Source organism: Sphingomonas trueperi, from assembly GCF_040545665.1.
Taxonomy (GTDB): Bacteria; Pseudomonadota; Alphaproteobacteria; order Sphingomonadales; family Sphingomonadaceae; genus Sphingomonas; species Sphingomonas trueperi_B.
Map to the genome: position 1 here is coordinate 37,604 of NZ_JBEPMH010000002.1, position 23,931 is coordinate 61,534.

Here is a 23,931-nt window from a genome sequence, read left to right on the forward strand (position 1 = left end):
TAATCAGTTGAATGTATTAAATTTGCCTAAATCTATAACGAATCACGCAAGCGCAGCTCCAGATCCGTTAGCCGACCAGATGGCTTATGAATGATGGCTAGTTCGAAGGCGGATCGGGGAACCCAAGCTTGGCACGCTCTTCAGCCCACCCTCTGCTAGTGGCGATTTCAAACGCCATTTTGCGTTCGCTCCAGCGGCACAGCAGCGCCTCCGCCGCAGTTTTGCCGTCGCTGCGGAGCGTGGCCAGATATTCGTGCGCGAGCGGTGACTCCGTTCCTTCTGCGATGTGGTCCGTCAACGCATCAACCAGCGTCTGCTCTGGTATGCCGTCATACCAACGAACACCCCATGTCCGCCGCTCGCGGTCGCTGAGATCCTCCGTGCCGTTCTGAAACCTCCTGGCAACCTCCATGAATGCGGCGGCAGCCTCTACGCTCACCGCCGCTGGCAACTCCCAGCCGTCGTTGGCTATGGGGTAGGCACCTTCCAGTGACACGCCTTCACTTGCCACACGACGGTCTTGAGATGGCATTACAGGCACAACCTTGTCTGGGGCATTAGCCGAGCGACCACCAAAGTCCGCTTCGGCTCCGCGATCAGTGCCGATCCGCTCGGTAACGGATGTCCCAGCCGGAGGAGCGACTATCTCGGCGGCGCCCACTTGCACGGCCTGCTGAGCATTCTCGTTCATGAAGGTTTGCTCGCCGTCCGCTTCGGTTTTGACGCCATGCTCGTCGGCTTTCAATGCGACACCAATGCTGTCCGAGTTTTTCCCGCCATGCTCCTCGCAATCGACTTCGACATTGTTCTGCGAGGCAGCCTCAGCTGCCAGCTGACTGAGCGTCTCTGCTAAGCGGGATCGCTCAATTCGACCTAGTGCCTTGCTCGTTAAGCCAAGCGCCTTCAAATACTTGACGAGCTCCGCATCCTCCGGATCAACCGCGTCTGTAAGCGGCTCAGCATGAGCCCGGAACTTGTCCAAATCCGCGGCTTCGAAGATCGCAGCCTTATTTCGCACGTATGCCAATGCCACTATCGCCCTCTCGAGGTCCGCCTCCGCCGCGATCATGGCGTCCTGCTTAAGCTGAACTTCGCATTCCGCAGCAAGCAGTGCCTTGCGGAGCGTATGTCTCAGCGCAGCTCTAGGTATGGTTGCCAAGCCTTCCGGATTGCGCATGCGCTGGCGGGCAAGCTTGGCATTATACGTGATCGCACCGCGCGCGTCCCTCTTCTCACCTTCGAGTTGAAGCTCCTTGATGGAAGCGGTCGCGTGTTCGATCATTTCATTGGCCCGCTGCATGCCAGCAGTGAGGACGGGGTCGTTGCGGTTATATGGCTTGCTCATTCCAAGCTTAGAGGATGGCATCTCACGATTCTGAAGCTGAATCGAACTGCCAATCAATTTATCGGGAATACTATGGTATTTATGCAACCCTCGGGCACGCCGCTCAACCAGAACGAGTTCTCGAATTACAAGGCGCCCATCCTCCACGTCCCGCCAATTTTTAGGCGCAATACCGCTAAAGCGTGGCAGGGCCACACCTTAGCTAATAATTTCTCTTCATGGCGATTAGCTGCAGCTAACGGCACCATCATTCAGCGGTTAGCCAAAATTTTAGGCGCAATACCTCTAACGTTACGCGGCCTCGCGTAACGTTTGATGAGAAGGCCTGCTACGCAGGCAATCGACCCAACTTCCCTCGTGACGGCTATCAAGCCGAGTTGGCGTCGCGTTCCGGGATCGGCACGCGTCGCCCCCCGAGGGGCTCTGGGCGGCCCGCGCAACGTGCCTTCGGTTGCGGCAGCCCTTCAGGCGCCGCTTTACTCCTACCAGATTTGGAAATGGCAAGGCTCTTCGATCGATTGAAGTGAGTGGAAAAAGGCAGCGCTCGCTGCAGCTCGCGATCGGTCCGCGTCCGCCAGCCGGCGGCGCGTCCCCATGTGAGAGAAGACCATGCGCAAAGCGCCCTATCCGCAACGCACCGAATACAACCCGCATCATGTCGTCGCCTACGACATCGAGACCATCGTCGAGAACGAGCCGGCAGACGGCTCCTTCCCGCCCTGGCCACGCCACAAGCCCGTGGCGGCTTCCTTCCTGTCGGCCTGCTGGACACCGGCAGGATTCCGGTTCGCCATCGACGCGCTGGTCTGCCAGCCCGGCGAGGAAGCCGACTTCTACGAGCAGGTCGACAGGCTGCTGCCGGTCGATGCCACCGGCATCACGTACAATGGCCGCGGCTTCGACAATCGCGTGCTGGCGCTGGGCGCCATGCGTCACCTGCCGGGCGCGTCGCTGCAGGGCCTGTCCCGGCAAGTGCGCGCCGGACGCTATGACGGCGCACACTGCGACCTGGCCGATGCCTTTGCCGGCATGGGCGCGACGCGGCCCGTCGCCATGGCCGAGATCTGCGCCGCACTCGGCATTCCGGCGAAGCTGGACACGGACGGATCGCAGGTCGGCACGCTCTGGCGTGCAGGCCAGCGTCGCAAGGTGCTGGAGTACGTCATGCAGGACTGCGTCTGCACGCTGCTCGCTTGGTACCACTACATAGCCTTCGAGAAGAGCGACGACCGCCTGTGGTATCTGCCGATGGCGGATCTAGCGGCATGGATCGAAGCCGATCCGGACCTCGCGCACCTCCTGCCGTTCGTCGACTGCCGGCCGGTGAAACTGGCGCGCCAATGGGCCCCCGCTTTGCGAGCCTCCGCCGCGCTCGAAGATGCCGAGCTTCGCCTGAACCAGCAGCGCGACGAAGCCGCCTTTGCGAGCAGCGACACCGATCCGTTCTGATCGGCCAAGCTTCCACCCTTCCATCCCGTCGTCCGCACGTCGCCGCCCGCGGCGGCGCGTGCGCGCGCGACTACGAAAGACCTTCGATGACCACGCCTACCGTCACCACCTGTGTTTCTCTCACGCTGTCCCACGTACCCGTTCCCGCCTCCGCAGACGGCACTCATCCGGAGGGACGCCACCTCGTCGGCCTCGGCATCCTGGTTGCGCAGCGCGACTTGAGGCGAGGTTGGCGCTTCGAACTGCACAGCAACGCTCTTTCCGCCGGTACGCCGGAGGAGGCGCTGCTCGAATGGGCAGCCGACCGGCTTCCCGGCAACGCCACCTTCATCGGCTGGCAGGTGGATCACGGCATGATGCCGATGCTGCTGGACGCCGCAGCGACAGCGAAGCCGGAGATCGCCCAGCACTTCCTCGTACGGCTGCACCGGCTGCTGTCCGGCGGGGTGGTCGATCTGGCCGTGCCTCGCGGTGGTGCGGCCGCACCGCCATTTGCCGACGTCGCGGCGGAAATGGCGATTTCCGCGCCACGGATGGATCTGCCGTCCATCTTTTCGGCCTGGGCAACGGGCCGCTGCGAGCAGCACCAGGCAGACCTCGAGGCACAGGCCCTAGTTCTGTGGCGGGTGTTCACTCGCGACGCGGGGATGGCCGGCCTGTCGGCCGAGGCAGCGACAGAGGACTGGCTGCGCCGCGGCAAGACCGCGGGCTTCGTATGCGCGACCAGATGAACCGGGACAGAGCATCGGAAGAACGGCGTCCGCCGTGGAGTGGAAAAACGCCTGTCGGCCCGCAGGGCCTTATCAACATTGGAGAAATGAATGATTGACCTACCCCCATATCTGGCGATCGCACAGAACTGGACCTTCGCGCTGCGCGTGCTGATGGGATATCCCCGGCAGGCGCCGCCGTTCCACACCATAGGCTGGTGCGCCACGGGCTGCAGCGGTCCGCTGCAGGAGCCGCAACTTACGCGCGTCGCGGCCGAACTGCAGCGCGACATGGTGCAGATCGTGATGCCGGCGAACGATGAACCGCCGCGCGAGATCGCGCTTGCCGTCCGCGAAGGCATGAACATCCGCTTCCGGGGCGGAATGCGGCTTTATGCCGCCAGCGACAGTGCCCGGGTCGAACTGCTGGCCAGCGATCGCCGCTGGTTCATCGGCCCACGCCACGTGCTGACCAGCGCTAAGTTGCCGCAAAATCATCGGCGGGATGCCGGCGAGCGGATCGCCCTGCGGCGCTGGCGTCAGGTCTTCGAGCAAGAGCAGTCGCTACGGCTCAAGGGCAATCTTCTTGTGCCTGCAGGTCGCGGCATCGCCGACAGCTGCCCCTTGGACGATCTGAAGATCGCCTGCTGATCCGCTTCCCCCCGAAATCCACCCCCCTGCAACGCCGCCCCTGCTTCGGGCGGCGTTGCCGTTTCAGGATACCATCATGACCGACATCACCACTCCGCTCCTCCGTCAACAGGACGTGGACACAGCCCGCCGTGCCTGGACAAGCTATCGCCGCGAGCGGCGCCCCGCTTCCGGCCTGCAGTTCAACATCCGGCCGATCAGCGAAGCCTGGCGCATCGCCGGCCGCTCACCCGCCTACCGGACCGCAGTCGCCAACGTTGCCTATATCTGGCGGGACAGCGGACCCGTCGACCAGTTTGGCCCCATGCCGCGCGCTTTCAGCGAACGGCGCTGCGAGCTGCGGGGTTCGGGACTGTTGCTGCCCGCCAAGGCGCCCGTCTGGGCGACCGAAGGTTACACCATCTGGCAGGAAGCCGACGCTGCGGCAGCGGCGACGGACGACTTCACCGAGGTTTCCGCCTGGCACGTGGTAATGGAGATTCCCAGGGCACTACCATCGAAGAACTGGAAAAGGCTGGCGACCAGCTTCGTCGAGCGGGAGCTTGTGGCCAAGGGGGCGGTCGTGGCGTGGGCGATCCATGCCATGGAGGGCGATGCGGAGGACTGGATCATCGCGCCGCACGTCCATCTCGTCGTGACGGCGAGATATTGGCGGCGCGACGAGCGGCATGGGAAGCGGCATCCCGGGTGGCTGCCGTCGTGGCAGGCACACCGAAGGCTTGAGCTTGGCTGGCGGAGGCACTGCGTGCTCGCGGTCGACGCCATGAAAGTGGGCTGGCGCCTGGATTAGGCATCCGCCGGCATGGCGAAGGCGCCGAGCAGACGAGTTCTGGATCTGCGCCTTTGACCGGCTCGAATCTCTCCGCCCTCAATTCTCCGCGCCACCCCATCAATCGAGCAACACGACGTTTCCGTCGTCCGTCTGTATAAATATCGCTTCTTTCCACCTGGCGACGAACATATAAAGCAAACATGAACTCGTCGCCATCAGACACAGCGCCCCTTGCTTCGCCGGAACGACCAGCGCTTTCTGCTGATGCGGCCAAGACGATTGGAGAGTTGCTGGCGGCGGTTGGCCGAATGCTTGCGGCCGAAGCGGCACGACCGCGCGCCGGGCCTGGGGCAGAACGACGCTACGCATCGATCTTCCTCACGTTCGCCGCGATGGCGCTTCTGGCATCGGTGCGCCGCGTGGCCGCAACCATTCGGCACAGGCTGGTTCGCGCGACCACCATTGCATGTCGCTTTCTGTGCCATCCACCCACTTCTTGGGCAGCCCCATAGTACCGCCCTCTCGATCGAACCGCGCACCGCGTCAGGCGGGCGCATTTTGATGACGACGCGAGGCAAACGAGCTCAAGCCGCCTGCGACAGCTGTGACACCCGCGATATCGCAGGTCTCGCAGGTCTCACAGGATGACTGCCTCGCCAGATGCGAGAATGACCATGAAGGGAAGTAAAGACTGGATCCGCCAGGAGATGGTGGATCAGGCGGCGGATGAATACGTCGCCGCCAACAACTGCGAACCACGTGACCTCACTGCCTTCAGGCTTTCCAAGATCCTTGGCTGTCATGCCAACAAGGCGTTGTATGACAAGGTAAATGATTGGAGGCGACGGCGCGGAGAGGCCGCCGAGGAAGCAGGGGTGGATTTGCCTGCAGGGGTCGAAGTCGCGTTCAAGGCCTACATGGATCAGGTGGCCGTCGAAGCCACAAGAAGCTTTGTTCGTTCAGCACGAGAGGTCGCTGGCGCCATCGACCGCGCCGCAAACCTTCGCGTCTCACATGCGGAACGTCGGCAGCGCGACTCGGAAAGTGAGTTCGCTGAGCTGCTCCAAGCTCTTGAGGAAGCGCACGGTGAGATCGACGAGCTGCAGGTCAGCGTCGAAGCGATGAAGGAAGCATTGGCGGAAGCCCAGCGGCGAGAGGATCGGCTGCTTGGCAGACTTGACCAGTGCCAAGTGGAACTAGCGAACCTGGGCTCGAAGTCTGCGGCTGATGTAGTTGCGGCGACGAAAGCAGTCGCGCCAGTGCCACTGCCGCAGGTTGAAAGCACCCAAGCAGCCACCGAAACGCAGCTGACCATGAGGATCGAGCCCCCTGAGGACGATCCTTCCTGATCCTTCTCGCGGGCTGGCCGTCTTGACACTCGGGAGCCTCCCACCGCCTACCAGCCGTGACTCTCGCCGAGCGACCTGCGTCCGTATTGCAGGTTGAGCACACGGGCCGAACGTGGGGCGGAATAACCGATTCTCGGCCAAAGGCAGACCGGAAGCGTGTGGTTTGCTAAAGCCTTTTACCCCCTTCCTCACGGCGTGCGGCGCTGCCAGTGGGTGCGCTTAGCCGAACAGGGAACGGGGCGCTTCGGGTTCAGATAGGTTGAGCCGCCGTTTAACGAAATCGAGCAGTTGGCGGCCGGCTTCGGTCGGCGCGACCTTATGGCCCTTGCACTTGGGGCAGCTCAGGCTCGCCTGCATCTCATACGGCTTCCCGGGCGGCGCGTCTCCGGTTCCGCCGCAGGCATCGCATGGTTCTTCGAGAATGGGTAGGCCTGGACAGTCGTTCTTCATAGGGGAGATTGCTCCGAGATATGTCAGTGTGGATGAATATTCTACGCTCAACAGCATAAGTTTTCGTCGAGCATCGAAGCAACAACGTCGGCGAAGGTGGCGCCGAGTTCGCGGACGCGCAGATCGGTGGTGACTCTGCAGATCGCAGCAATTGATACTATTTTGAGAGCGACTTCGACGCTAGGGTGCCTTGCCCGGCGATATTGCAGAATCATTCACCGCGGTCTGGAGATGGAGCATGCCGAGCGTGAAAGGGTGCGATCGATGAGCTCAAGCGACGGTGCGACCGTCTACTACAGCGAGTTGCGGCTTTCGAACGTGAAGGCCTTCGTTCCCGGCGCGACGCTCGATCTCAGGTTGGACGGTGGACCGGCGCCGTGGACGCTCATCCTGGGCGAGAATGGCCTCGGCAAGACTACCCTGATGCAATGCCTCGCGTTGATGCGGCCGATCCTGAACGTGGAACAAAGCGCGAGAACCGACGCACGCGATCCCGATCGTGTCGAGCCCGCGATACCGGCCTATAAAGACGACCTGCTGGTCGAGATGGCGCGGGTGGGCGAAGGCCTGAAAGTCAGACTCGAAGCTGAGTTCTCGATCGGCCGCGAATTGCGGCCGGCTCAGCGTCCAAAGGGCAGAGGCAAATGGGTCGTCACCTCCGCCGACTATACGATCTTGAAGAAGGACCTGGGAGAGTTTGGCTTTACGAAAGTGAAGCGCCGCCAGTTCAAGCAGCCGCTCGTGGTCGGCTATAGCGCCGCCCGGCATCCACCTTATCGACGCAGCGAGGTGGTGTCCGACCAAGATGATCCCACCGCATCGCTTTTCAATCCTGAAATCGAATTGGCGGACGCTGTTCAGATTCTCGAGGATCTAGATCACATCGCGTTGCGTGAGGAGCGTGAACTCCGCTCGCGCTCCACGAAGGGCGGGCGGGCAGAAAGCCGCGCGGCGTCGCTCTACGCCGATATGAAGCGCGCGCTGGCAAGCATCCTGCCGGAAGTCGGCGATCCGGACCGCGTGCATGTCTACGGCCCGCCGATGCCGGGGCGTCAGGACGAAAAAACGGGCGTCTGGATCGAGACTTATTCGGGCGAGGTGCCGCTTCATTCGCTGAGCGTCGGCTATCAGACTATGTTCGCTTGGACAGTCGATCTGGCATGGCGGATGGCCGAGCATCACAAGGACGCGGCGGAACCGCTGCGCGAACCAGCCATCGTGCTAATCGACGAGTTGGACCTGCATCTCCATCCCAAGTGGCAGCGCCGGGTACGGCGCGATCTGTCAGAAGTGTTTCCGCAGGTGCAATTCATCGTGACGACGCACAGCCCGGTCCTGGCGCAGACCTATCTAGACACCAACATCGCCATCGTCAGGCGCGAAGGCGATCATGCGACGATCGATAACGATCCCAAGACAGTGCGCAGCTGGCGGCTCGATCAGGTGAGCGTCGGCCTGCTGCACGACCACGATCCCTTCGCGCCCGAGATCGCCGAAGCGTTTCAGACCCGTCGCACCCTGCTCGAGAAGAAGGATCTCACCGCGGACGAGAAAGTCCAGCTCGAGGCGGCCAACGCGCTCGTCGCGACCATTCCGAGCGACAGTGGTCCGGAAGACCAAAAGGCGGCCGAGCTCATCCGCGAGGCCGCCCATCTGCTTGCGACGCGCTGACCGTGATCCGCTACGACAAGTGTGCGGCGGTGCCCTCGTCGCTTCGGCGGGGCGTCGCCGCCACGAACGCGAACTGCGCCGCCTTCGACGATGATCCGGCCGCCTATCGGAGCGGCGAGCGGGATTTCGACATTACGAGCAAGATCTACGGCACGGCGATTGTTAAGCGGCATCTTAAGGCCGACCAGCATGACAAATGCGGCTTCTGCGAGGCAGTCTTCGACGCCAACGTGGCCGGCGACGTCGAGCATTTCCGCCCCAAGGCCGCCGTGCTGACCGACTCGGGCCGGATCTATCCGGGATATTATTGGCTTGGCTATAGCTGGCCCAATCTCTCCTATGCCTGTCCGGACTGCAACTCGTATCGCAAGCGCGACCGCTTTCCGCTTGTGCTCGAAGATGCGCGAGCTGTCGATCATCACGACGACATCAACTATGAGGAGCCGCTGCTGCTCGACCCTTACGGCGCGGCTGACCCGCGCGAGCATATCCAGTTTCGGGGCGAGGCGCCGATCGGAAGGTCGCCCCACGGTCAGGCGACCATCGACATTCTCGCGCTGGACCGCACGACCCTGGCGCGCGACCGTCTCCTGCACCTGCGGCAGCTCAGCCGTCTCTACGAAAGTGTTGAGCTTCTTAAAGACGACCCGCGCCCCGAGGCGATCGCCTATATTGCACGGGTTCGCGCGCAGCTGGCAGCCGCGGTCGGGCCGGCCGCACGGTTCAGCGCGGCGGCCGCCGATCATCTCGCCGCGCTTGCCGCCGGTAAAAATTATCTGCCGGAAGAGACACCGACATGATGTGGCGGCTGATCATTCGCATGGATCGGCGACACGCCGGTTGCGCTTAGAAGCCACTCAGCAAGGGCTCGGCCGAAGGATGTGAGCCCCGGGGCGCTCGCCAGCGCGGTCACCTGTGTGATCTCCTCGTCGATGTTGCGGAGCCGCCGATGCGCGTAAGCGCGGTCGAGATCAGAGATCGAAAAATCCGCTGCCAGGGTCGTGAGCCAGCGATGGATCGCTGCGAACACGTAGAGGCCGTGCACTAAGCCGAGGATCGGACGCTGCTGCTGCTGCCAAGGCGAATAGGCGCCCCCTGCATCCACGCGTGTGAGCGCGACGTGTCGCTCGATGAGCGTGAGCTGTAGATGCATCGCCTCGTGCAGCAGCGATTCCGCGAGCCGCAATTCGCCGTCCGGCTGTGCGTAGGGAACGGAGACGAATACAGAAAAAGGCAAGGACGGCTCGGAATGGCTGCAATCGTACCCCGGTCCGAGCGCCTCAATGCAATGGACCGAGCGGATGAGCCGCGTGACGGCGCAGCCGGCGCCCGATGCTGCCAAGCGCTTCAGCGCGTTGGCGATCGCTCGCGGCGCGGTCTGCGAGGCAGCGGCGAAGGACGGGGCTGGAAAGCGATCCGCATAGAGCGCCGGAAGGGGCTCAAGCTGCATGGTCGCCACCTCGGGGATCTGCACGCTCGGCGCCGTGCTCCCCGATCCCAGCCATACTTCCGTGGTATAGGTCGCCGGATCGGAAGTCGTCCCGGCCCAGAATGCGGTGATTAGTTCGTCCGCAAGTCCCGGGAACCAGCAGGGCTGTTCGGTGGCGAAGGCGTCAGCGAGCCAGCCTTCAAGATTGCCCATTGTCCGGGCCGTAGAAGGAATAGACCAGAGTGAAGCGCTCGCCGCCGTGCAGCCGCGAGACGGCATGGTGAGATGCGGGGCTGATCGCAAAGCCGATCGCGCTGCCCGAGATTGGCCGCAGGATGCGGTGAATGTCATTGACGTCGTCGCTGTTGAAAAGCATGAAAAAGCCGCCGTCGGCATCGGCCAGGCCACGATTCAGCTGCACGGTCAATCGGTGGGTCTCGCCCCCCTTGCGCATGTCGTTGTGGATGGCAATACGCTGACCGGGATCGAGGCGATGCGCGACGACCTGGACATGAGTGCCCAGAGCATCGCCGAAGGCAGCTTCCATCTTCGCGCGCAAAGCGTCGAGACTGATGGGCGAGACCAAAGACGCGATGGCATCCGGCAGGTCGGCATCCCGCATGTCGAACTCGAACTGCTCGTAAAAATCGGTTTCGACCAGCGTCCATGGGGCGCCGTGCTCGAGCCATGCGAGCAGCGCCGCCTCCATTTCCGGCGCGAGGCAGCCGTCGGTCAAGAAATAGCGAAACGGCGCCGCCGCGACATGCGACGGTGCAAGACGCTGATAGGGATCAAGGAGAGCGAGGGTCGCCATGTGCCGGATCAGCGATTATGACGATGATAAGTTCGATTGTAGAGGGTCACGTCAAGCGGCCCGTCATGGTCCTGCTGCCGCACTTCGGCGATCAGGCGCTTGAGAGCGACACTGTCGCTCAGCTCCAAGTCGATAGCCTGCCGGCGTGCATCGCGGATGGTGTCGATAGAGTCAATGCGCATCTGGGTCCTCAGGCAGCTTGAATTCGCAGGGTCTCGACGAGACCTCGCACGCGCGCGATCACATGGCGCTGATCGGCGCAAAAGATGGTTGGGTTGTCGTAGCCGCGCTGCGCGCTCCAGCGGTGAGCGACCATGCCCCCGCCGCATATGGCAAGATCGGTGCAGCTGGCGCAGGCGGCGGCGATGGGGCGCTGTTGTGCGTAATAGGACCCGAATTCCTCGCTGCCGAGAATCTCGTCGAACGCATGTTCAAACACAGACCAAGAGCGCTCGAAGCGGTCGGCGCCGGAACCCGCGACCTTGAGCGTGTCGTTCTTATCGACGGTCCCGTCCGGCTCGATCACGAGAATGCCGTAGTCGGCCGTGCCAACGCCCTCCTTCATCGAGCGACCGCCGAGCACGAGCCGCATCATGTCGTCGAGCAAGCGCACGTGCGGCGGGGCTGGATCGGCGAGGTAGACCTCGAGCAAGCCTTCCAGCCATAGGCCGTACTCGGTCGACGTCGGCGACTTCTTGCCGAAGGGCAGCTGATCCCAGTTGCCGTCGCGCGGCAGCACATCGAGGCTCGGCGCCCCTGTATCCTTGAGGGCTGCGTACACCTCGGCGGGATCGCTTTCGGGATCGATCACCGCCAGGACGCCGGCGAGCAATGGTCGCGCATCTGGCCGCGCAACCAATCGGGCGATGCCGGCCCGAACGCGATCGAAAGAACCCCTTGTGCGATGATCCAGGCGAAAGCGGTCATGAACCGTTTGGGGGCCATCGATGCTGACCGACACACCGACATCATGACGGATCAGCACGTCGATAATGGCGTCGGTCAGCAACACTCCGTTGGTCTGCAAATGGATCCCGCACGGATGGGGTAGCGCCGCGCGGAGGCGCCGGCAAAACTGGTCCAGTTTGGCGGGGCCGAGCAGCAGCGGCTCTCCCCCGTGCAGCACGACGCTGAACGGCTTAGCCTGCAGCGCTAACTGCTCCGCGAGTCGATCGGCGACCTTTTCGAGCACAGCGACCGACATTTTTTTGGGCTGATTGCGCCATGCCTCGTCTCCCATGTGATAGACGTAGCAATAGCTGCAATCCAGATTACACCGGCTCGCGACCTTGAGAAGGACGGTATCGAGCTGCCGTGCGCAGCTCGCCTGGATAGTCACCGGTTGTGCCGGTTATAAGTCCGATTATAGGCACCAGCCTTCACCTGAATCGGCCCGGTGCGAACCTCGGCAATCACGCGCGCGAGCGCGGCGCTTTCGAGCGGAACTTCGGCGCGTGCAGCAATCGCACTATCGTTTGTACGCATGGCTATCTCCGTTGCTAGTTCGCACGATAGCAGGGTTTTCGATCCGCGCCAAGCAGCGTATTTTGAGTGGTCGACTGGACAATGTAGATCGAATATAAAATTACAAGGTGGTTATCCTCAATATTTTTAAGTATAATATGTTGTTATCGAAATATAGCCACCATGTCATATAGAACAATACTTCAGAAACGTAATATAATTTATCGATATAATAATAATATTAGTTGCATGCGTATTTCTATTGTTTAGAATAGCCTCTGCTATTCCGATTGACGGGACTTCCTCTGCACGTATCTAAATGAGTTTGCAAAGATGCCGATGTGCGGTCGCACAACACGTCGCCTTAGCCGTTGCGAATGTAGAGTAGGAGAAGGCGGCTGAGGGCGGCCAACGGCGGAATGGCGGGCCGCGAGAGATGCGAATTACCATTTTATTTTAGATGTCCCAAGAACTGACCGCATCCAGCCTTGAACGGTCTAGACTTGAATGAGTCGTTTAATAAGGGGCACGACCTGGGATGCGGGTTCGCCGCCAGGAGCGTCCGCTGCCAGCTTGCATTCTCAAAAGGAGATGTTCCGGACTGTCTAACAGCCCGGACATGGGAGGGAAGGCTCAAGTCGGCCCACGAATGACCAGTGTCGGCGTAGTCAGACGTTCCAATTTGTGAGGGCGACTAGCAGGTTTGTCCCATTTCAGGCCACTAGCGCATTTGCCATCGGTTCCGCGAGACGGTCGAACCGCCGCAGGCTGGCAGCGCGCATCGATTAACGCGCCTCGCCAGACACATAGACAGGACGCGGCGGACCCTTGCACCCCCATCTCGAACTCCATCTCCCTTGCACTATGTTCTTTTTTTGTTCTAGCTAACCCATGCTGCTCTGGCGGCGATTCGACAGCAATGGGAGCTTCAGCATGGACCACGACCTCCAGCTGCGCGCGGCTGCGCGCGCGATCTACGATGCCTGCTATCCGAGCGAGGAATGGGCACCGCTCGGCTTCAACGAGGCCGAACGCTATGCCACCGTCCAATATCGCCAGGCCGTCGGCGCTGCGCAGCAGGCGCGCTTGGCGCTGCTGGACCAAGCGGTACAGCCGGGCTTGTTTCCGGAGCAGGCGCGCGCCTGAACTGCTGCGCCGTGGATGCGATCGAGCGAACCAACTGGCTGGCGCATCGCTGGCTGGTCGAGCTGGAAACCTTCCCTTATGGCGAATGGACCATCCATGTTGGCAAGGTGGAAGGTCACCGCGTGGTGCAGACCCACTCGCAGACGCAATACGAGGCTTGGGTAGCCGAGCAGCGGCCGCTATGCCTCGCACGCTTCATTGCCGCGCGCCGGGAACTGCATCCCGCGGTAGTGCTGGTGGTCGCAGGCAACTACCGGCTGGGCCGTGTGCCGCCGGAGCTGTGGTGCGGCTATGACGCGACATTGCTGATCGACATGCCGGCCGCAACGCTGCTGTCCGCCAAGGTCCGCGCGATGTTTCCGGCTTGGCCGGGCGCGCTGTTGCGGGTCGTGCCGCAGGCGCAGCTGCCGTTGCTGGACCTGCAGCGCTCGCCGGAGGCCGCGGGTCCCAGGCTGCGACTGGTCGGCTGACATGGCCCGGTACGACGCGGATGGCGGGCAAATCCCGCGCACGCTGTTCGAGGCCGCCGCCTTCCATCGCACCCTTCGTGCACGCTGCCCAGCGTGCGGCAACGAGGCCGTGTTCCATGCCGCCGCCCTGTGGTGGCTGTTTCAGCGGCGACAATGGCCAGACCGTCTGGTCGACGCCGGCGCTCGCCTGCGCTGCTCGCGATGCGGCCGGAGGGGAACACAGCTCGAACTCACCCGCGATCCGCCAACGATCGTCGATCTGCCGCTGCCCAACGACGTAGCCTGGCGCCGCGCCGTTAGCCGCTTTCGCGCCTAGAAGAGCGAAGGCGTCGCCTCCGCCCCCTTGCGCTTCACCCAAGGCTCGCTCGTACGCTCGGCAACGATCAGCGCATCCGGGAAGCATCGCTCCTGAAGGGCGACGATGTCGTCGAAGCTGCCATGAAGCCAGCGCTCCTGCTCGTCGCGGTGGAGCAGCACAGGCATGCGATCGTGCACCGGGCGGATCGCCTCGTTGCAATCGGTCATCGCGCCGGAGTAGACCGGTCCCCATTCCGCACTGTCCCGCCACAGCCCCGCCCAGGCAAAGATCGGTTCGTCCTTCACGCGGAACCATGTACGGGTCTTGGCACCCTTGGCGCCTTCGGCCTCGGCAAAGCCGGTCAGCGGGATCACGCAGCGCCACTCCGGCTTGCGCGCCAGGCCCACCCACATCGGCTTGCGCAGATCGGCGATGTTATTCACCGGCTTCGGCTTCGCCGTGGGGCTCATAGTCTTCAGTCGTAGGGGAAAACCCCAGACCATTGACTGGACGAGGCGCTGCCCTTCGGCGGCACGAACCACCATCCCGGGGTAGCCGGGATATACCTCGTCACCCGCATTCGACCCAGCGACGTGCGTGGCGTCAAAGTGAGCGGCCACTTCGGCCATCGAACGGCGGAGGGTGTAAAGATTACACATGACCCATTTCTAGCCGACAGCCTCGACCCGCGGCAACGTCGACGACGGGGGTTGCTGGTCCTCTAGACCTGCGCATCCCGGCCGGGCAGCTGCAGCGCAGCCGGCTGCGCAGCCATGCAGTTTCCTGTGGATAAGTCGGCCATTGCAGGATGGGGGCTTGCGCCTCGAATCCGGTCGAATCATGGTGTCGAAATCAACGCCACAACAGGGTACCACGGCAGGGTACCACGACGAATTTACTCGAAGAAAAACCCGTTATTTTTCAGTAACTTGGCCCAGAAGAATGTTCTGGCTGGGGCGGGAGGATTCGAACCTCCGAATGACGGTACCAAAAACCGTTGCCTTACCACTTGGCGACGCCCCAACGGGAAGCGGGCTTATAGAGCCTCAGAACAGACGTTCAAGCCACCCGTGCGGGTCCGGTGCCACACCGCGCTGGATCCCCACCAGCTGCTCGCGCAGCCGCTCGGTCAGCAGGCCCGGCCCGCCATTGCCGATCTGGAACTCGAAACCGGATCCCCGCACCGCGCCGATCGGCGTCACCACCGCGGCGGTGCCGCAGGCGAACGCCTCGCGCAGGCGACCGCTCTTCGCGTCCTCGCGCCACTGGTCGATCGAATAGCGCTCCTCGCGCACCTCGACGCCCGCGCCGCGCGCCAGCGTGATCAGCGATTCGCGGGTGATGCCCGGCAGGATCGTGCCCGAGAGCGGCGGGGTGGCGATGCTCCCGTCATCGAACACGAAGAACACGTTCATGCCGCCCAGCTCTTCGACATAGCGGTTCTCCACCGCGTCGAGGAACACCACCTGGTCGCAGCCCTGGCGGATCGCCTCGGCCTGGGCGACCAGGCTGCCGGCATAGTTGCCGCCGCACTTGGCCGCGCCCGTGCCGCCCGGCGCGGCGCGGGTATAGTGATCGGACACCCACAGGGTAACCGACGGCGCGCCGCCCTTGAAGTACGCGCCCGCTGGCGAGGCGATGACAAGGTAGAGATATTCGCTCGCCGGCTTCACGCCCAGGAACGTCTCGCTCGCGAACATGAAGGGCCGCAGGTACAGCGAGGCGCCCTCGCCTTCCGGGATCCAGTCGCGATCGGCCTTCACCAGCGCGCGGATGGAGCTGAGGAACAGGTCCTCGGGCAGCGGCGTCATCGCCATCCGCTCGGCGGATTCGCGGAAGCGGCGGGCATTCTCGCCCGGCCGGAAGAGCCCCGCGCCGCCGTCCGGCAGGCGATAGGCCTTGAGCCCCTCGAAAATCTCCTGCGCATAATGGAGCACCGCGCAGGCCGGATCGATCTGGAGCGGCGCATAGGGCTGGATGCGCGCATCGTGCCAGCCTTTATCGGCGGAATAGCGGATTACCGCCATGTGATCGGTGAATACCTTGCCGAAGCCTGGGTTCGCGAGGATCGTCGCGCGCTCGTCGCCGGTGCGCGGGTTGGTGTGGGCCTCGAATTCGAAATCCAGGATCGTCGCGTCTTCCATCACTCGGTCTTTCTCGTCCCCAGAGCCTCGGGTTGCGCAGGACTAGGCGCGGTGGCAGAAACGGTCAACATGGCTGCCCCAATTCCTGCCTCTCCCCTCTTCCTGCGCGAGCCCGAAATCCGGCGCGGCATCGAGCTGCTCTATTTCGGCTATTCGCACCTCACCCGCTCGATCGACGACGGGCTGGCGCGCCAGGGGCTTGGCCGAGCGCACCACCGCGCGCTCTATTTCATCGCCCGCAAGCCCGACCTCACGGTGAGCGAACTGCTCTCGCTGCTGGCGATTACCAAGCAATCGCTGGGCCGGGTGCTGGGCGAGCTGGCCGAGCGCGGGCTGGTCGAGACGCGCGCGGGCACGCGCGACCGGCGGCAGCGGCTGCTGCGGCTCACCGAGGCCGGCGCCAGGCTCGAATCGGAGTTGTTCGAGGCGTTGCGCGAAAAAATGGCCGGCGCCTATTCGAGCGCCGGCCAGGGAGCCGTCGGGGGATTCTGGGCCGTGCTCGAAGGGCTGATGCCCGAGGACGAGCGCGGCCGGGTGGCGACGCTGGGGCGCTGAGCACCCCGGCGCCAAGGTCGATCAGGCGACCTTGAAGCCTTCCTTGTTCATCGCGTGGGTGAGCGCCTTGTTCTTTTCCTCGCTCAGCTGGGCGCGGAGTTCGGGGAACAGCGTGTCCTCTTCCTCGCGGATGTGCTTCTCCAGCGCGGCGCGGAATTCCTTCACCTTCTCCAGCCACTTGGGCGAGGTGCTCGGCATGTTTTCCAGCTCGTAGAGGAACTGCTTCACATAGCCATGCTCGGCGTTGAGCTCGTCGGCCTGCTCGGTCTTCCCCGCTTCGCGGAGCGCCGGGTAGATGACATTCTCTTCCTCGATCGCGTGCTTCACCAGCGCATGCTTGATGTGCGCGAGGAGCATGTTGCGGCGGATCGTCGCCTTGTCGTCGGTCGCTTCGAGCGTGTCGAACACCTTGAGCACCGCCTTGTGCTCGGCCTTGAGCGCGTCGTCCCAATTGCCGGCGAGCGCGCTGGGCGCCTGCACCGCCGCCTTGCGGCCGAGCATCGCGAGCAGGCCGAGCGCCGCACCGCCGGCGGCCGCGCCGGCGATCACGCCCAGGCTGGTGCCGGTGCCGGACTTGCTCGTGTCCTTGGCGCTGGTCTTCGCAGTACGCTTCGGTTCGGTCGTCGTAGCCATGGTAGCCTCCGTCGATGCATGAGATCGGAGACTTAACCGTTGGGAATAGTGCGCGTTCCGTAGATGAACGCGCTATTTGCGCGCTTCGGCGGCCATTTCCGCATTACGACGGGCAGAAGCAGCGAGTGTTTCGCGCAGCAGCGCCTTCAGTGCATCGTCGCGGTCCAGCACGTTGAGGCCCTCGCGCGTCGAGCCGCCGGGGCTGGCGACGCGATCTGCCAGTACCGCCGGGCTTTCGCTCGCGGCTGCGGCCATCAACCCGGATCCTTCGACGGTGGCGAGCGCCAGTCGCTGCGCCTGGTCGGCAGGCAGGCCGAGCGCGGCACCCGCCTCGGCAAGCGCATCGACGAAGCGAAAGACGAAGCCGGGACCACAGCCGGCGAGCGCGGTCAGCGCATCGAGCATCGTCTCGCTCGGCACCCATTCGACCAGCCCGAGCGGCTGCATCAGCGTCTCGGCGGCGGCACGCGCCTCGGCATCGTCGCTCGGTGTGGTAAGGCCGACGACGCCCTTGCCGATCGCCACCGGCAGGTTCGGCATCGCGCGCACCACGGTCCGCGCCCCCAGCGCGTCCGCCAGCGTCGCAACTTCCACGCCCGCCAGGATCGACACGAGCAGCGGCACGCCCGCGACGAAGGGCGCGAGCACCGGCGCGACGTTGTGGAGCTGCTGCGGCTTCACCGCCAGCACCAGCGCGGTCGGCCGCTCACCCTCGGGCGGCGCGGTCAGATGCCGCACGCATTCGGGCACCACGGGGCTGCCCGGGTCGATGACGGTGATCGCGGCGGGATCGATCCCCGCCCCAGACCAGCGACGGAGCATCGCCCCGCCCATGTTGCCGGCACCGACCAGCCAGATCCGCGACAGCAGCGCCATGTCAGGCTTCGCCCTGGGTCTCGATCAGCGCCGCGGCGATCGCCTCGGTCGGCGTCTTGCCGCCCCACAGGACGAACTGGAAGACCGGGTAGAAGCGCTCGCACTCGTCGATCGCGCTTTCCACCAGCAGTTCGGCCTGGGCAAGCGTCAGCGACGCGCCCTCGTCGCCGTCGATCAGCGCGGCGTGGCGGAACAGCAGGATGCCGGTCGAGGACCAGAGCTCGAAATGGCCGATCCACAGCTGTTCGTTGACCAGCCCGATCGTCTCGTAGACCAGTCCGCGCCGCTCCTCGGGGACGCGCACGTCGGGGAAGCCCATGAACTGCAGCACACCGTCGTCCTCGCGCCAGATCGCGCGGAGCTCGTACTGGGTCCAGCTGCCCTTCACCTTGGCGACGATCTCGTCGTCCTCGCGCTCATGGGTCCAGCCATGCGCGGCGAAATAGGTCTCGAGCATGTCGATGGGCGCCGCGGCGTCGCGGTCGAATTCCGCTTCGTCTAGCATGCCCATGTCGCCCCCGGTCGTGTAGCCATGCCCGCTAGTGCCAAGCACGCGGACGGGGCACAAGCTTGCGCCTGCGCCCCGCCGCCGAAAGCTGTGGACAAGGAAAGCCTAGCCAGCGTCACGCATTCCCTTGCGGGTTCAGCTTCGCCTCGAGAGCATCGAGGCGCGCCTTCAGCGCATCGGCCTCGTCGCGCGCGGCGGCGGCCATCGCCTTCACGGCTTCGAACTCGTCGCGGCTGACGAAATCGAGCCCGCCGATCCATTCGCGGGCGCGCTCGCGGGCGCCGGCCTCGGCTTCGCGGGCCACCCCTGCGAAGGTGCCGGCGGCGCCGTTCACCATCTTCACCAGATCGTCGAACAGGCGGTTGTCGGTCTGCATGTCAAAAAATCCCACTCAAAGCGTGTCGTCGCCGATGTGGGCGTTCCCGCCCGCCGACGCAATCTTTTCTGCACCGGGATTGAGATCGCGGACCTGCGAAAAGAGGACACTCGCGAAGCACGCCCAGGCCAGATAGGGCAGCAGCATCAGCCCGGCGAGGCTGCGGACGCGCCAGAAGGCGACCATCGTCATCGCCACCAGCACCGCCAGCGCCACGATCACGATCAGCGCGAGATCGAGCATGTGGAAACGGAAGAAGATCGGCGACCAGGCAAGGTTGACGCCAAGCTGGAGGACGAACAGCGCGACCGCTGCCGCCCGCCCGCGTGCGCCGCGCGCGCTCAGCACCAGCGCGAGAGCCAGCCCCATCAGCACGTAGAGGATCGTCCAGACGACCGGAAAGGCGATGTTCGGCGGCTGGATCGCCGGCTTGGCGAGCGCGGTGAACCACGGGTTCTGGTCCCCGGCAGGGGCCACCATCGCCGATCCGAAGCCGAGCAGCACCACGACCGGCACCGTCACCAGCGCGCGGCGCCAGAAGCCCCGACGCAGTTGCGCCTTCGATGCCAGTGCGTTCACGTGCCGTTTCCCCTCTACGATCCCTTGTTGCCGTACGCCTAAGCGATCGCGCAGGGCATGCAAAGGGCCGGCCCTACCACCGGCCGCTTGCGCCCCGATCCAAGCCGCTCAGGCAGTCAACTCGCGATCCCAAAAGCTGGCGATCTTTGAGAGGGACCAGGCCCGAATTGTGCCGCCGATGGAAATGCTCCAGACGTATCGACAGCCGCTCCCAAGCAGAAAGGAACCTGACTGGTATCGGCCATACGCCGACAATGCTACCGCACTCGCATGTTCGACTGCCCCCGACCCGTTCTGGACTACTGGCATACCGCTTTCGAAGGTACTTTGGCCGAGACGCGCGGCAATTTCATCCTGTCGGTAGTCTCGACCCTCGACCGCAAACGGCCGGCGATGATGCTGGAGCGAGCAGACGGCTCGATACGGGCCGCGATCACGCCCGAACTAGCCTCCGCGATCCATTTGGACGCGAGCATGGCAACCGCCGCAGCGTTGCGCGAGCGCCTGAAAGAACAGGGCATCGCCTTCCACGATCCGGACTACCTCTTCTACCTACCTGCAAATGGAGGTCTGGTCGCAGGCAACCGAGCGTTTGCGCGGCAGCTCACCGAAGAGGACCGTGCAGCGTTCGATACCTTTCATGCAACAGCATCGGAGCAGGATCGGGAAGATGCCTTTGTCGAGTTTGCGCATTGGGCCGTATTCGGCTGCTTCGATGGCGGCCGATTGGTAAGCGCCGCAAGCGCGATATTGTGGCACCATAGCCCAATGGCGGACCTCGGCATTCTGACCCTCCCCGATTCGCGTGGCAAGGGGTATGCTAGTGCTGCCGTTCGATCGATCGCCGGGTTTGCCCGACAGCAAGGGTATGAACCGCAGTATCGGTGTCAGATGAACAACCAGGCGTCCATCGGCTTGGCAAAAGCGTGCGGGCTGGCGTTGTTCGGCACGTGGGTTGTGGCCGCTGAGGCGTAAGCGAAGGCTTTCCAACGCCTTCGTCGCTTTCGAAGGCGAATTTCCTGCCGCTCTCCCGAAAGCCGCCTGTCCGCTTTCCACCAAATCTGACCGTGCGCGACGATCATTCCCCGGACTTTCGAACGCTTCAGCGGCTTTCTTGCGGCTTCGAAATCGTTCCCTGGATGTGCGGGATATGCCGCCTTCGGGCGGCCGCTCTTTGATCCCGTCGGTAATGCTTTCCGGCGCGAGGCAAGGCGCTTCGCGACCCTGGCCTGTCTCGGCAGGGCAGCACGCGCCGAATCTTCACGCGCCGCAACTTCCTAAACTGAGCTTGCCCGCGCCGACCCATCGAGAGACCCGCCGACACACGCGCAAGCCTAAACTTCCTCGACTTCGGTCGGTTGCCGCCGCACCGGAGCGTCCATTGCCTTTCAGCCTTCTGCGCCGTCCCCGCGCACCGCACCGATAAGAAACTCCACATTGCCCTCCGGCCCGGTGATCGGGCTGCGCGTCACGCCCAGCACCTGCCAGCCCTTGCCTTCCAGCCAGACGGCCACCTCGGCGCAGACCCGCGCGTGCACGACCGGATCGCGCACCACCCCGCCCTTGCCGACCTCCTCGCGCCCCGCCTCGAACTGCGGCTTGATCAGCGCCGCCAGCCGCCCGCCGGGCCGGACGAAGCCCAGCGGCACCTCCAGCACCTTGGCCAGCCCGATGAAGCTCGCGTCGCATACCACCAGGTCGATCGGCTCGGGAATGTGCGCCAGCGTGAGGATGCGCGCGCTGGTCTGCTCGTGGACCACCACGCGCTCGTCCTGGCGCAGCTTCCAGGCGAGCTGGTTGGTGCCGCTGTCCACCGCATAGACGCGCGCCGCGCCGCCCGTCAGCAGCACGTCGGTGAAGCCGCCGGTCGAGGACCCGACGTCGATCGCGACCGCCCCGGTCACATCCCAGCCGAAATGCTCGATCGCATGGGCGAGCTTGATGCCACCGCGCGACACCCAGGGATGGTCGCGCCCCCGCACCTCGATCGCTGCATCCTCGGCGAGCATCTGGCCCGCCTTCTCGATTTTGCGCTCGCCGGTGAAGGCGAGCCCCGCCATGATGAGCGCCTGCGCCCGCGTGCGGCTCTCGGCGAGCCCGCGGTCGACGAGCAGTTGATCGGCGCGAAGCTTTGCCATGCCCGCCCTTTAGGCGCGGCCAACGCCCCGGCGCAACCGCTCCTCCATTCGGCGCAAGGCTTATTGCCCACTAATCCGGTAGGGATTATGTGTTGAGTCCGGCCAGTCCCTCCAAGGACCAAAGGAGAGGAACGCAATGACGATCTTTTCGCCGATCGATGATCGCTCGCCGATCATCCTCACCGTCCCCGGTCTCGGCGGCTCCGGGCCGTCGCACTGGCAGACGCTGTGGGAGCAATCCCGCCCCGACACGCACCGGGTCGAGCTCGGCATGTGGGATACGCCGCATCGCAACGCCTGGGTGACCAAGCTCGACCAGGGGATCCGGCAAGCGCAGGCACCGGTGGTGCTCGCGGCGCATAGCCTGGGCTGCCTGGCGGTCGCCTGGTGGGCGACGCTCGCCGGGCAGACGTTCGGTACGCCGGTTGCCGGCGCACTGCTGGTGGCGCCCGCCGATGTCGACCGCAACTCGGCGCCGGCGGAGCTTCACGCCTTTCGCCCGACACCGGCGACGCTGCTCCCCTTCCCCAGCGTGGTGGTGGCGAGCAGCGACGACCCCTGGATGTCGATCGAACGCGCGGGGGATCTCGCTCGCGGATGGGGCAGCCTGTTCGTCGATGCCGGGCCGCAAGGGCATCTCAACGCCGCCAGCGGGATCGGCTGGTGGGAAGAGGGCCAGCTGCTGCTCGACCGGCTGCTCGATACCGCCGCGGAGCGCAGCGGATCGGTGCGGACCACCGCGGAGGCGCGCTCACTGCTGGCAGTCAACGCGACCGACGCGGCGCAGGCACATTATCTTGGCGGCCACACTGCCAGCACCGCACAAAACGCGGCTAAATCGGTGCAAGCACACTGGTAAACGCAGGGAGGACGATCTATAGTAGACGATATGGGAATGGCCGGGTGACGTACCCTAGAGCGGCATCCGGCCTACCCTCACCGCGACGGCCTGTACTTTCGCGAAATTGTTACACGATTTCGTCATGGGCCGCGCTTGCATTGTAACGTTGCAAGCCAACTTGTTGCATAGCCAGTACATCCGTGGCGCGAGCTTCCGGTCAGCGTTCGCGCGTGACAGGGCATTTCGGCACCTTCTCCCAGATTCGGCACGAAATTGCGCCATGATATATTGTACCGCCTGAACCACGGGTCTATATGGCGGCCATGTCGTTGAGTACCCCTCTGGCCCGCTGGTGGGCGGGCATGGATGGCGCCTTCGATCGCATTGCGATCGGGATCAGCGGCTTGTGCCTCATTCATTGCATCGCGACGACCGTGCTGCTGACGATCGTGTCGACCGCGGGCGGCCTGCTCAACCCGCATATCCATGAGTATGGCCTGGTCCTCGCGATCGGCTTCGGCATCTATGCGCTGGGCCGCGGCATTGTCCATCACGGCTATATGGCCCCCGCTGCAGTCGGCGCCTTCGGGCTGGGCATCATGAGCGGCGCGCTGAGCCTGCCGCATGGCGGGTTCGAGACCTTCTGGACGTTGGTCGGCGTGTCGCTGGTCGCGCTCGGCCACGACCTGAACCGTCGGGCCACCTATTGAAGGCCGACGGGCCACTGCTTGCCGGAAGCGGCCGCACCCCCTAAATCGTCTTCATGTCCGCGCACAATCATCACGAGCACCATGGGGCCGATCTCACCAAGGCGGCCCGCACCCGGCTGGAAGAGGCTGGCGAGCAGTGGACCGCGATGCGCGAGCGCGTGTTCGAGGCGCTGGCAGGGTTCGACAAGCCCGCCTCGGCCTATGACATCGCCGAGGCGGTATCGAAGACCGAAGGCCGCCGGGTCGCCGCCAACAGCGTGTATCGCATCCTCGACCTGTTCGTCGGTTCCAATCTGGCACGCCGGGTGGAGAGCGCGAACGCCTATGTCGCCAATGCGCATCCCGAATGCCTGCACGACTGCATCTTCCTGGTGTGCGACAGCTGCGGCCAGACCACCCATATCGACGACGATTCGATCACCAAGAACGTACGGTCCGCCGCGCAGCATGCCGGTTTTTCGCCCGTCCGCCCGGTGATCGAGGTGCGCGGCAAGTGCGGCAAGTGCGACTGACCTGCCCAACAGACCGTTCGACTTGAGACTAACGTTGCGCT

The 23,931-nt window shown here is 64.0% G+C and carries 31 protein-coding genes and 1 tRNA gene; 15 read left to right on the forward strand and 17 right to left on the reverse strand.

Annotation, left to right across the window (positions count from 1 at the left end; all coding sequences use genetic code 11):
• Positions 1 to 97: 97 nt before the first annotated feature.
• Complete coding sequence (locus tag ABIC65_RS07335) at positions 98 to 1,540, reverse strand: hypothetical protein (protein ID WP_354307836.1); 1,443 nt, start codon at positions 1,538 to 1,540, stop codon at positions 98 to 100.
• A 414-nt stretch (positions 1,541 to 1,954) separates the two neighbouring features.
• Between ABIC65_RS07335 and ABIC65_RS07340 the strand changes: the two genes are divergently transcribed.
• The 4 genes from ABIC65_RS07340 (at position 1,955) to ABIC65_RS07355 (ending at position 4,945) form a co-directional block, all read left to right on the forward strand.
• The gene (locus ABIC65_RS07340; RefSeq protein ID WP_354307837.1) at positions 1,955 to 2,794 is read left to right on the forward strand and encodes a hypothetical protein; all 840 of its coding nucleotides are present in this window, start codon (positions 1,955 to 1,957) and stop codon (positions 2,792 to 2,794) included.
• A gap of 86 nt (positions 2,795 to 2,880) precedes the next feature.
• Complete coding sequence (locus ABIC65_RS07345; protein WP_354307838.1) at positions 2,881 to 3,525, forward strand: hypothetical protein; 645 nt, start codon at positions 2,881 to 2,883, stop codon at positions 3,523 to 3,525.
• 90 nt (positions 3,526 to 3,615) lie between these two features.
• Positions 3,616 to 4,155 carry a hypothetical protein gene (locus ABIC65_RS07350; RefSeq protein ID WP_354307839.1) on the forward strand — a complete coding sequence of 180 codons (540 nt, stop codon included), beginning with the start codon at positions 3,616 to 3,618 and terminating at the stop codon, positions 4,153 to 4,155.
• Between the two features lie 76 nt (positions 4,156 to 4,231).
• Positions 4,232 to 4,945, forward strand: a complete 714-nt coding sequence (locus ABIC65_RS07355; RefSeq protein ID WP_354307841.1) for a MobA/MobL family protein — start codon at positions 4,232 to 4,234, stop codon at positions 4,943 to 4,945.
• A 99-nt stretch (positions 4,946 to 5,044) separates the two neighbouring features.
• Here the strand turns inward: ABIC65_RS07355 and ABIC65_RS07360 are convergent, their stop codons facing one another.
• Positions 5,045 to 5,296 carry a hypothetical protein gene (locus ABIC65_RS07360; RefSeq protein ID WP_354307842.1) on the reverse strand — a complete coding sequence of 84 codons (252 nt, stop codon included), beginning with the start codon at positions 5,294 to 5,296 and terminating at the stop codon, positions 5,045 to 5,047.
• 299 nt (positions 5,297 to 5,595) lie between these two features.
• Here ABIC65_RS07360 and ABIC65_RS07365 point away from each other — a divergent pair, with 299 nt between their 5' ends.
• Positions 5,596 to 6,276, forward strand: a complete 681-nt coding sequence (locus ABIC65_RS07365) for a hypothetical protein (RefSeq protein WP_354307843.1) — start codon at positions 5,596 to 5,598, stop codon at positions 6,274 to 6,276.
• Positions 6,277 to 6,495: 219 nt separating this feature from the next.
• Here ABIC65_RS07365 and ABIC65_RS07370 read toward each other — a convergent pair whose 3' ends face one another.
• The gene (locus ABIC65_RS07370) at positions 6,496 to 6,783 is read right to left on the reverse strand and encodes a hypothetical protein (RefSeq protein WP_354307844.1); all 288 of its coding nucleotides are present in this window, start codon (positions 6,781 to 6,783) and stop codon (positions 6,496 to 6,498) included.
• 207 nt (positions 6,784 to 6,990) lie between these two features.
• Here ABIC65_RS07370 and ABIC65_RS07375 point away from each other — a divergent pair, with 207 nt between their 5' ends.
• Positions 6,991 to 8,397 (forward strand): AAA family ATPase, encoded by a 1,407-nt coding sequence (locus ABIC65_RS07375; RefSeq protein ID WP_354307845.1) that lies wholly within the window; start codon positions 6,991 to 6,993, stop codon positions 8,395 to 8,397.
• A 2-nt stretch (positions 8,398 to 8,399) separates the two neighbouring features.
• Positions 8,400 to 9,197 (forward strand): hypothetical protein, encoded by a 798-nt coding sequence (locus ABIC65_RS07380; RefSeq protein ID WP_354307846.1) that lies wholly within the window; start codon positions 8,400 to 8,402, stop codon positions 9,195 to 9,197.
• Here the strand turns inward: ABIC65_RS07380 and ABIC65_RS07385 are convergent.
• From ABIC65_RS07385 to yhhA (ABIC65_RS07405), 5 genes are read right to left on the reverse strand one after another with little or no spacing between them, the layout of a single operon-like run.
• Complete coding sequence (locus tag ABIC65_RS07385; RefSeq protein ID WP_354307847.1) at positions 9,170 to 10,039, reverse strand: aKG-HExxH-type peptide beta-hydroxylase; 870 nt, start codon at positions 10,037 to 10,039, stop codon at positions 9,170 to 9,172. The two genes, ABIC65_RS07380 and ABIC65_RS07385, sit on opposite strands and share 28 nt — an antisense overlap.
• Positions 10,026 to 10,640, reverse strand: coding sequence for a cyclophane-containing peptide 2OG-Fe(II) oxygenase YhhC (gene yhhC / locus ABIC65_RS07390; RefSeq protein WP_354307848.1), 615 nt, complete (start codon positions 10,638 to 10,640; stop codon positions 10,026 to 10,028). The genes ABIC65_RS07385 and yhhC overlap by 14 nt, the downstream gene beginning before the upstream one ends.
• A gap of 8 nt (positions 10,641 to 10,648) precedes the next feature.
• Complete coding sequence (yhhA, locus tag ABIC65_RS07395; RefSeq protein WP_354307850.1) at positions 10,649 to 10,822, reverse strand: YhhA family cyclophane-containing RiPP; 174 nt, start codon at positions 10,820 to 10,822, stop codon at positions 10,649 to 10,651.
• Between the two features lie 8 nt (positions 10,823 to 10,830).
• Entirely contained in the window at positions 10,831 to 11,979 is a 1,149-nt protein-coding gene (gene yhhB / locus ABIC65_RS07400) for a cyclophane-forming radical SAM/SPASM peptide maturase YhhB (RefSeq protein WP_354307851.1), read from the reverse strand.
• On the reverse strand, positions 11,976 to 12,125 hold the full coding sequence (gene yhhA / locus ABIC65_RS07405) for a YhhA family cyclophane-containing RiPP (protein ID WP_354307852.1): 150 nt from the start codon (positions 12,123 to 12,125) through the stop codon (positions 11,976 to 11,978). The genes yhhB and yhhA (ABIC65_RS07405) overlap by 4 nt, the downstream gene beginning before the upstream one ends.
• Positions 12,126 to 13,037: 912 nt before the next feature.
• On the opposite strand from yhhA (ABIC65_RS07405), the gene ABIC65_RS07410 reads away from it, so the two are divergent.
• From ABIC65_RS07410 to ABIC65_RS07420, 3 genes are read left to right on the forward strand one after another with little or no spacing between them, the layout of a single operon-like run.
• Positions 13,038 to 13,250, forward strand: coding sequence for a hypothetical protein (locus tag ABIC65_RS07410; protein WP_333571721.1), 213 nt, complete (start codon positions 13,038 to 13,040; stop codon positions 13,248 to 13,250).
• Between the two features lie 11 nt (positions 13,251 to 13,261).
• Complete coding sequence (locus tag ABIC65_RS07415) at positions 13,262 to 13,720, forward strand: hypothetical protein (RefSeq protein ID WP_354307853.1); 459 nt, start codon at positions 13,262 to 13,264, stop codon at positions 13,718 to 13,720.
• 1 nt (position 13,721) lies between these two features.
• Entirely contained in the window at positions 13,722 to 14,036 is a 315-nt protein-coding gene (locus tag ABIC65_RS07420) for a hypothetical protein (protein WP_354307854.1), read from the forward strand.
• On the opposite strand, the gene ABIC65_RS07425 is transcribed toward ABIC65_RS07420, so the two are convergent.
• The 3 genes from ABIC65_RS07425 to ABIC65_RS07435 form a co-directional block, all read right to left on the reverse strand.
• On the reverse strand, positions 14,033 to 14,677 hold the full coding sequence (locus tag ABIC65_RS07425; protein ID WP_354307855.1) for an SOS response-associated peptidase: 645 nt from the start codon (positions 14,675 to 14,677) through the stop codon (positions 14,033 to 14,035). The genes ABIC65_RS07420 and ABIC65_RS07425 overlap by 4 nt on opposite strands.
• Before the next feature lie 289 nt (positions 14,678 to 14,966).
• A tRNA-Gln gene (locus ABIC65_RS07430) sits at positions 14,967 to 15,041 on the reverse strand.
• Between the two features lie 23 nt (positions 15,042 to 15,064).
• A complete protein-coding gene (locus ABIC65_RS07435) occupies positions 15,065 to 16,162 on the reverse strand; it encodes a branched-chain amino acid aminotransferase (protein WP_354307856.1) in 1,098 nt (365 codons plus the stop codon).
• Between the two features lie 69 nt (positions 16,163 to 16,231).
• On the opposite strand from ABIC65_RS07435, the gene ABIC65_RS07440 reads away from it, so the two are divergent.
• Positions 16,232 to 16,717, forward strand: coding sequence for a MarR family transcriptional regulator (locus ABIC65_RS07440; RefSeq protein ID WP_354307857.1), 486 nt, complete (start codon positions 16,232 to 16,234; stop codon positions 16,715 to 16,717).
• A 21-nt stretch (positions 16,718 to 16,738) separates the two neighbouring features.
• Here ABIC65_RS07440 and ABIC65_RS07445 read toward each other — a convergent pair whose 3' ends face one another.
• The 5 genes from ABIC65_RS07445 to ABIC65_RS07465 all read right to left on the reverse strand — a co-directional run bounded on the left by ABIC65_RS07445 (position 16,739) and on the right by ABIC65_RS07465 (position 19,689).
• On the reverse strand, positions 16,739 to 17,350 hold the full coding sequence (locus ABIC65_RS07445; protein WP_354307858.1) for a hemerythrin domain-containing protein: 612 nt from the start codon (positions 17,348 to 17,350) through the stop codon (positions 16,739 to 16,741).
• Between the two features lie 72 nt (positions 17,351 to 17,422).
• Positions 17,423 to 18,226: a pyrroline-5-carboxylate reductase gene (gene proC / locus ABIC65_RS07450; protein ID WP_354307860.1), complete on the reverse strand. Its 804-nt coding sequence runs from the start codon at positions 18,224 to 18,226 to the stop codon at positions 17,423 to 17,425.
• A 1-nt stretch (position 18,227) separates the two neighbouring features.
• Complete coding sequence (locus ABIC65_RS07455; RefSeq protein ID WP_064310045.1) at positions 18,228 to 18,737, reverse strand: YbjN domain-containing protein; 510 nt, start codon at positions 18,735 to 18,737, stop codon at positions 18,228 to 18,230.
• Positions 18,738 to 18,849: 112 nt separating this feature from the next.
• Positions 18,850 to 19,110, reverse strand: coding sequence for an accessory factor UbiK family protein (locus ABIC65_RS07460; RefSeq protein ID WP_064310044.1), 261 nt, complete (start codon positions 19,108 to 19,110; stop codon positions 18,850 to 18,852).
• Positions 19,111 to 19,125: 15 nt separating this feature from the next.
• A complete protein-coding gene (locus ABIC65_RS07465; RefSeq protein ID WP_354307861.1) occupies positions 19,126 to 19,689 on the reverse strand; it encodes a TspO/MBR family protein in 564 nt (187 codons plus the stop codon).
• Positions 19,690 to 19,959: 270 nt separating this feature from the next.
• On the opposite strand from ABIC65_RS07465, the gene ABIC65_RS07470 reads away from it, so the two are divergent.
• On the forward strand, positions 19,960 to 20,664 hold the full coding sequence (locus tag ABIC65_RS07470; RefSeq protein ID WP_354307862.1) for a GNAT family N-acetyltransferase: 705 nt from the start codon (positions 19,960 to 19,962) through the stop codon (positions 20,662 to 20,664).
• Between the two features lie 413 nt (positions 20,665 to 21,077).
• Here the strand turns inward: ABIC65_RS07470 and ABIC65_RS07475 are convergent, their stop codons facing one another.
• On the reverse strand, positions 21,078 to 21,827 hold the full coding sequence (locus tag ABIC65_RS07475) for a TlyA family RNA methyltransferase (RefSeq protein ID WP_354307864.1): 750 nt from the start codon (positions 21,825 to 21,827) through the stop codon (positions 21,078 to 21,080).
• 136 nt (positions 21,828 to 21,963) lie between these two features.
• Here ABIC65_RS07475 and ABIC65_RS07480 point away from each other — a divergent pair, with 136 nt between their 5' ends.
• The 3 genes from ABIC65_RS07480 (at position 21,964) to ABIC65_RS07490 (ending at position 23,890) form a co-directional block, all read left to right on the forward strand.
• On the forward strand, positions 21,964 to 22,686 hold the full coding sequence (locus ABIC65_RS07480) for an RBBP9/YdeN family alpha/beta hydrolase (protein WP_354307865.1): 723 nt from the start codon (positions 21,964 to 21,966) through the stop codon (positions 22,684 to 22,686).
• A gap of 305 nt (positions 22,687 to 22,991) precedes the next feature.
• The gene (locus ABIC65_RS07485) at positions 22,992 to 23,378 is read left to right on the forward strand and encodes a MerC domain-containing protein (protein ID WP_436286719.1); all 387 of its coding nucleotides are present in this window, start codon (positions 22,992 to 22,994) and stop codon (positions 23,376 to 23,378) included.
• A gap of 53 nt (positions 23,379 to 23,431) precedes the next feature.
• Entirely contained in the window at positions 23,432 to 23,890 is a 459-nt protein-coding gene (locus tag ABIC65_RS07490; RefSeq protein WP_354307867.1) for a Fur family transcriptional regulator, read from the forward strand.
• Positions 23,891 to 23,931: the final 41 nt, after the last annotated feature.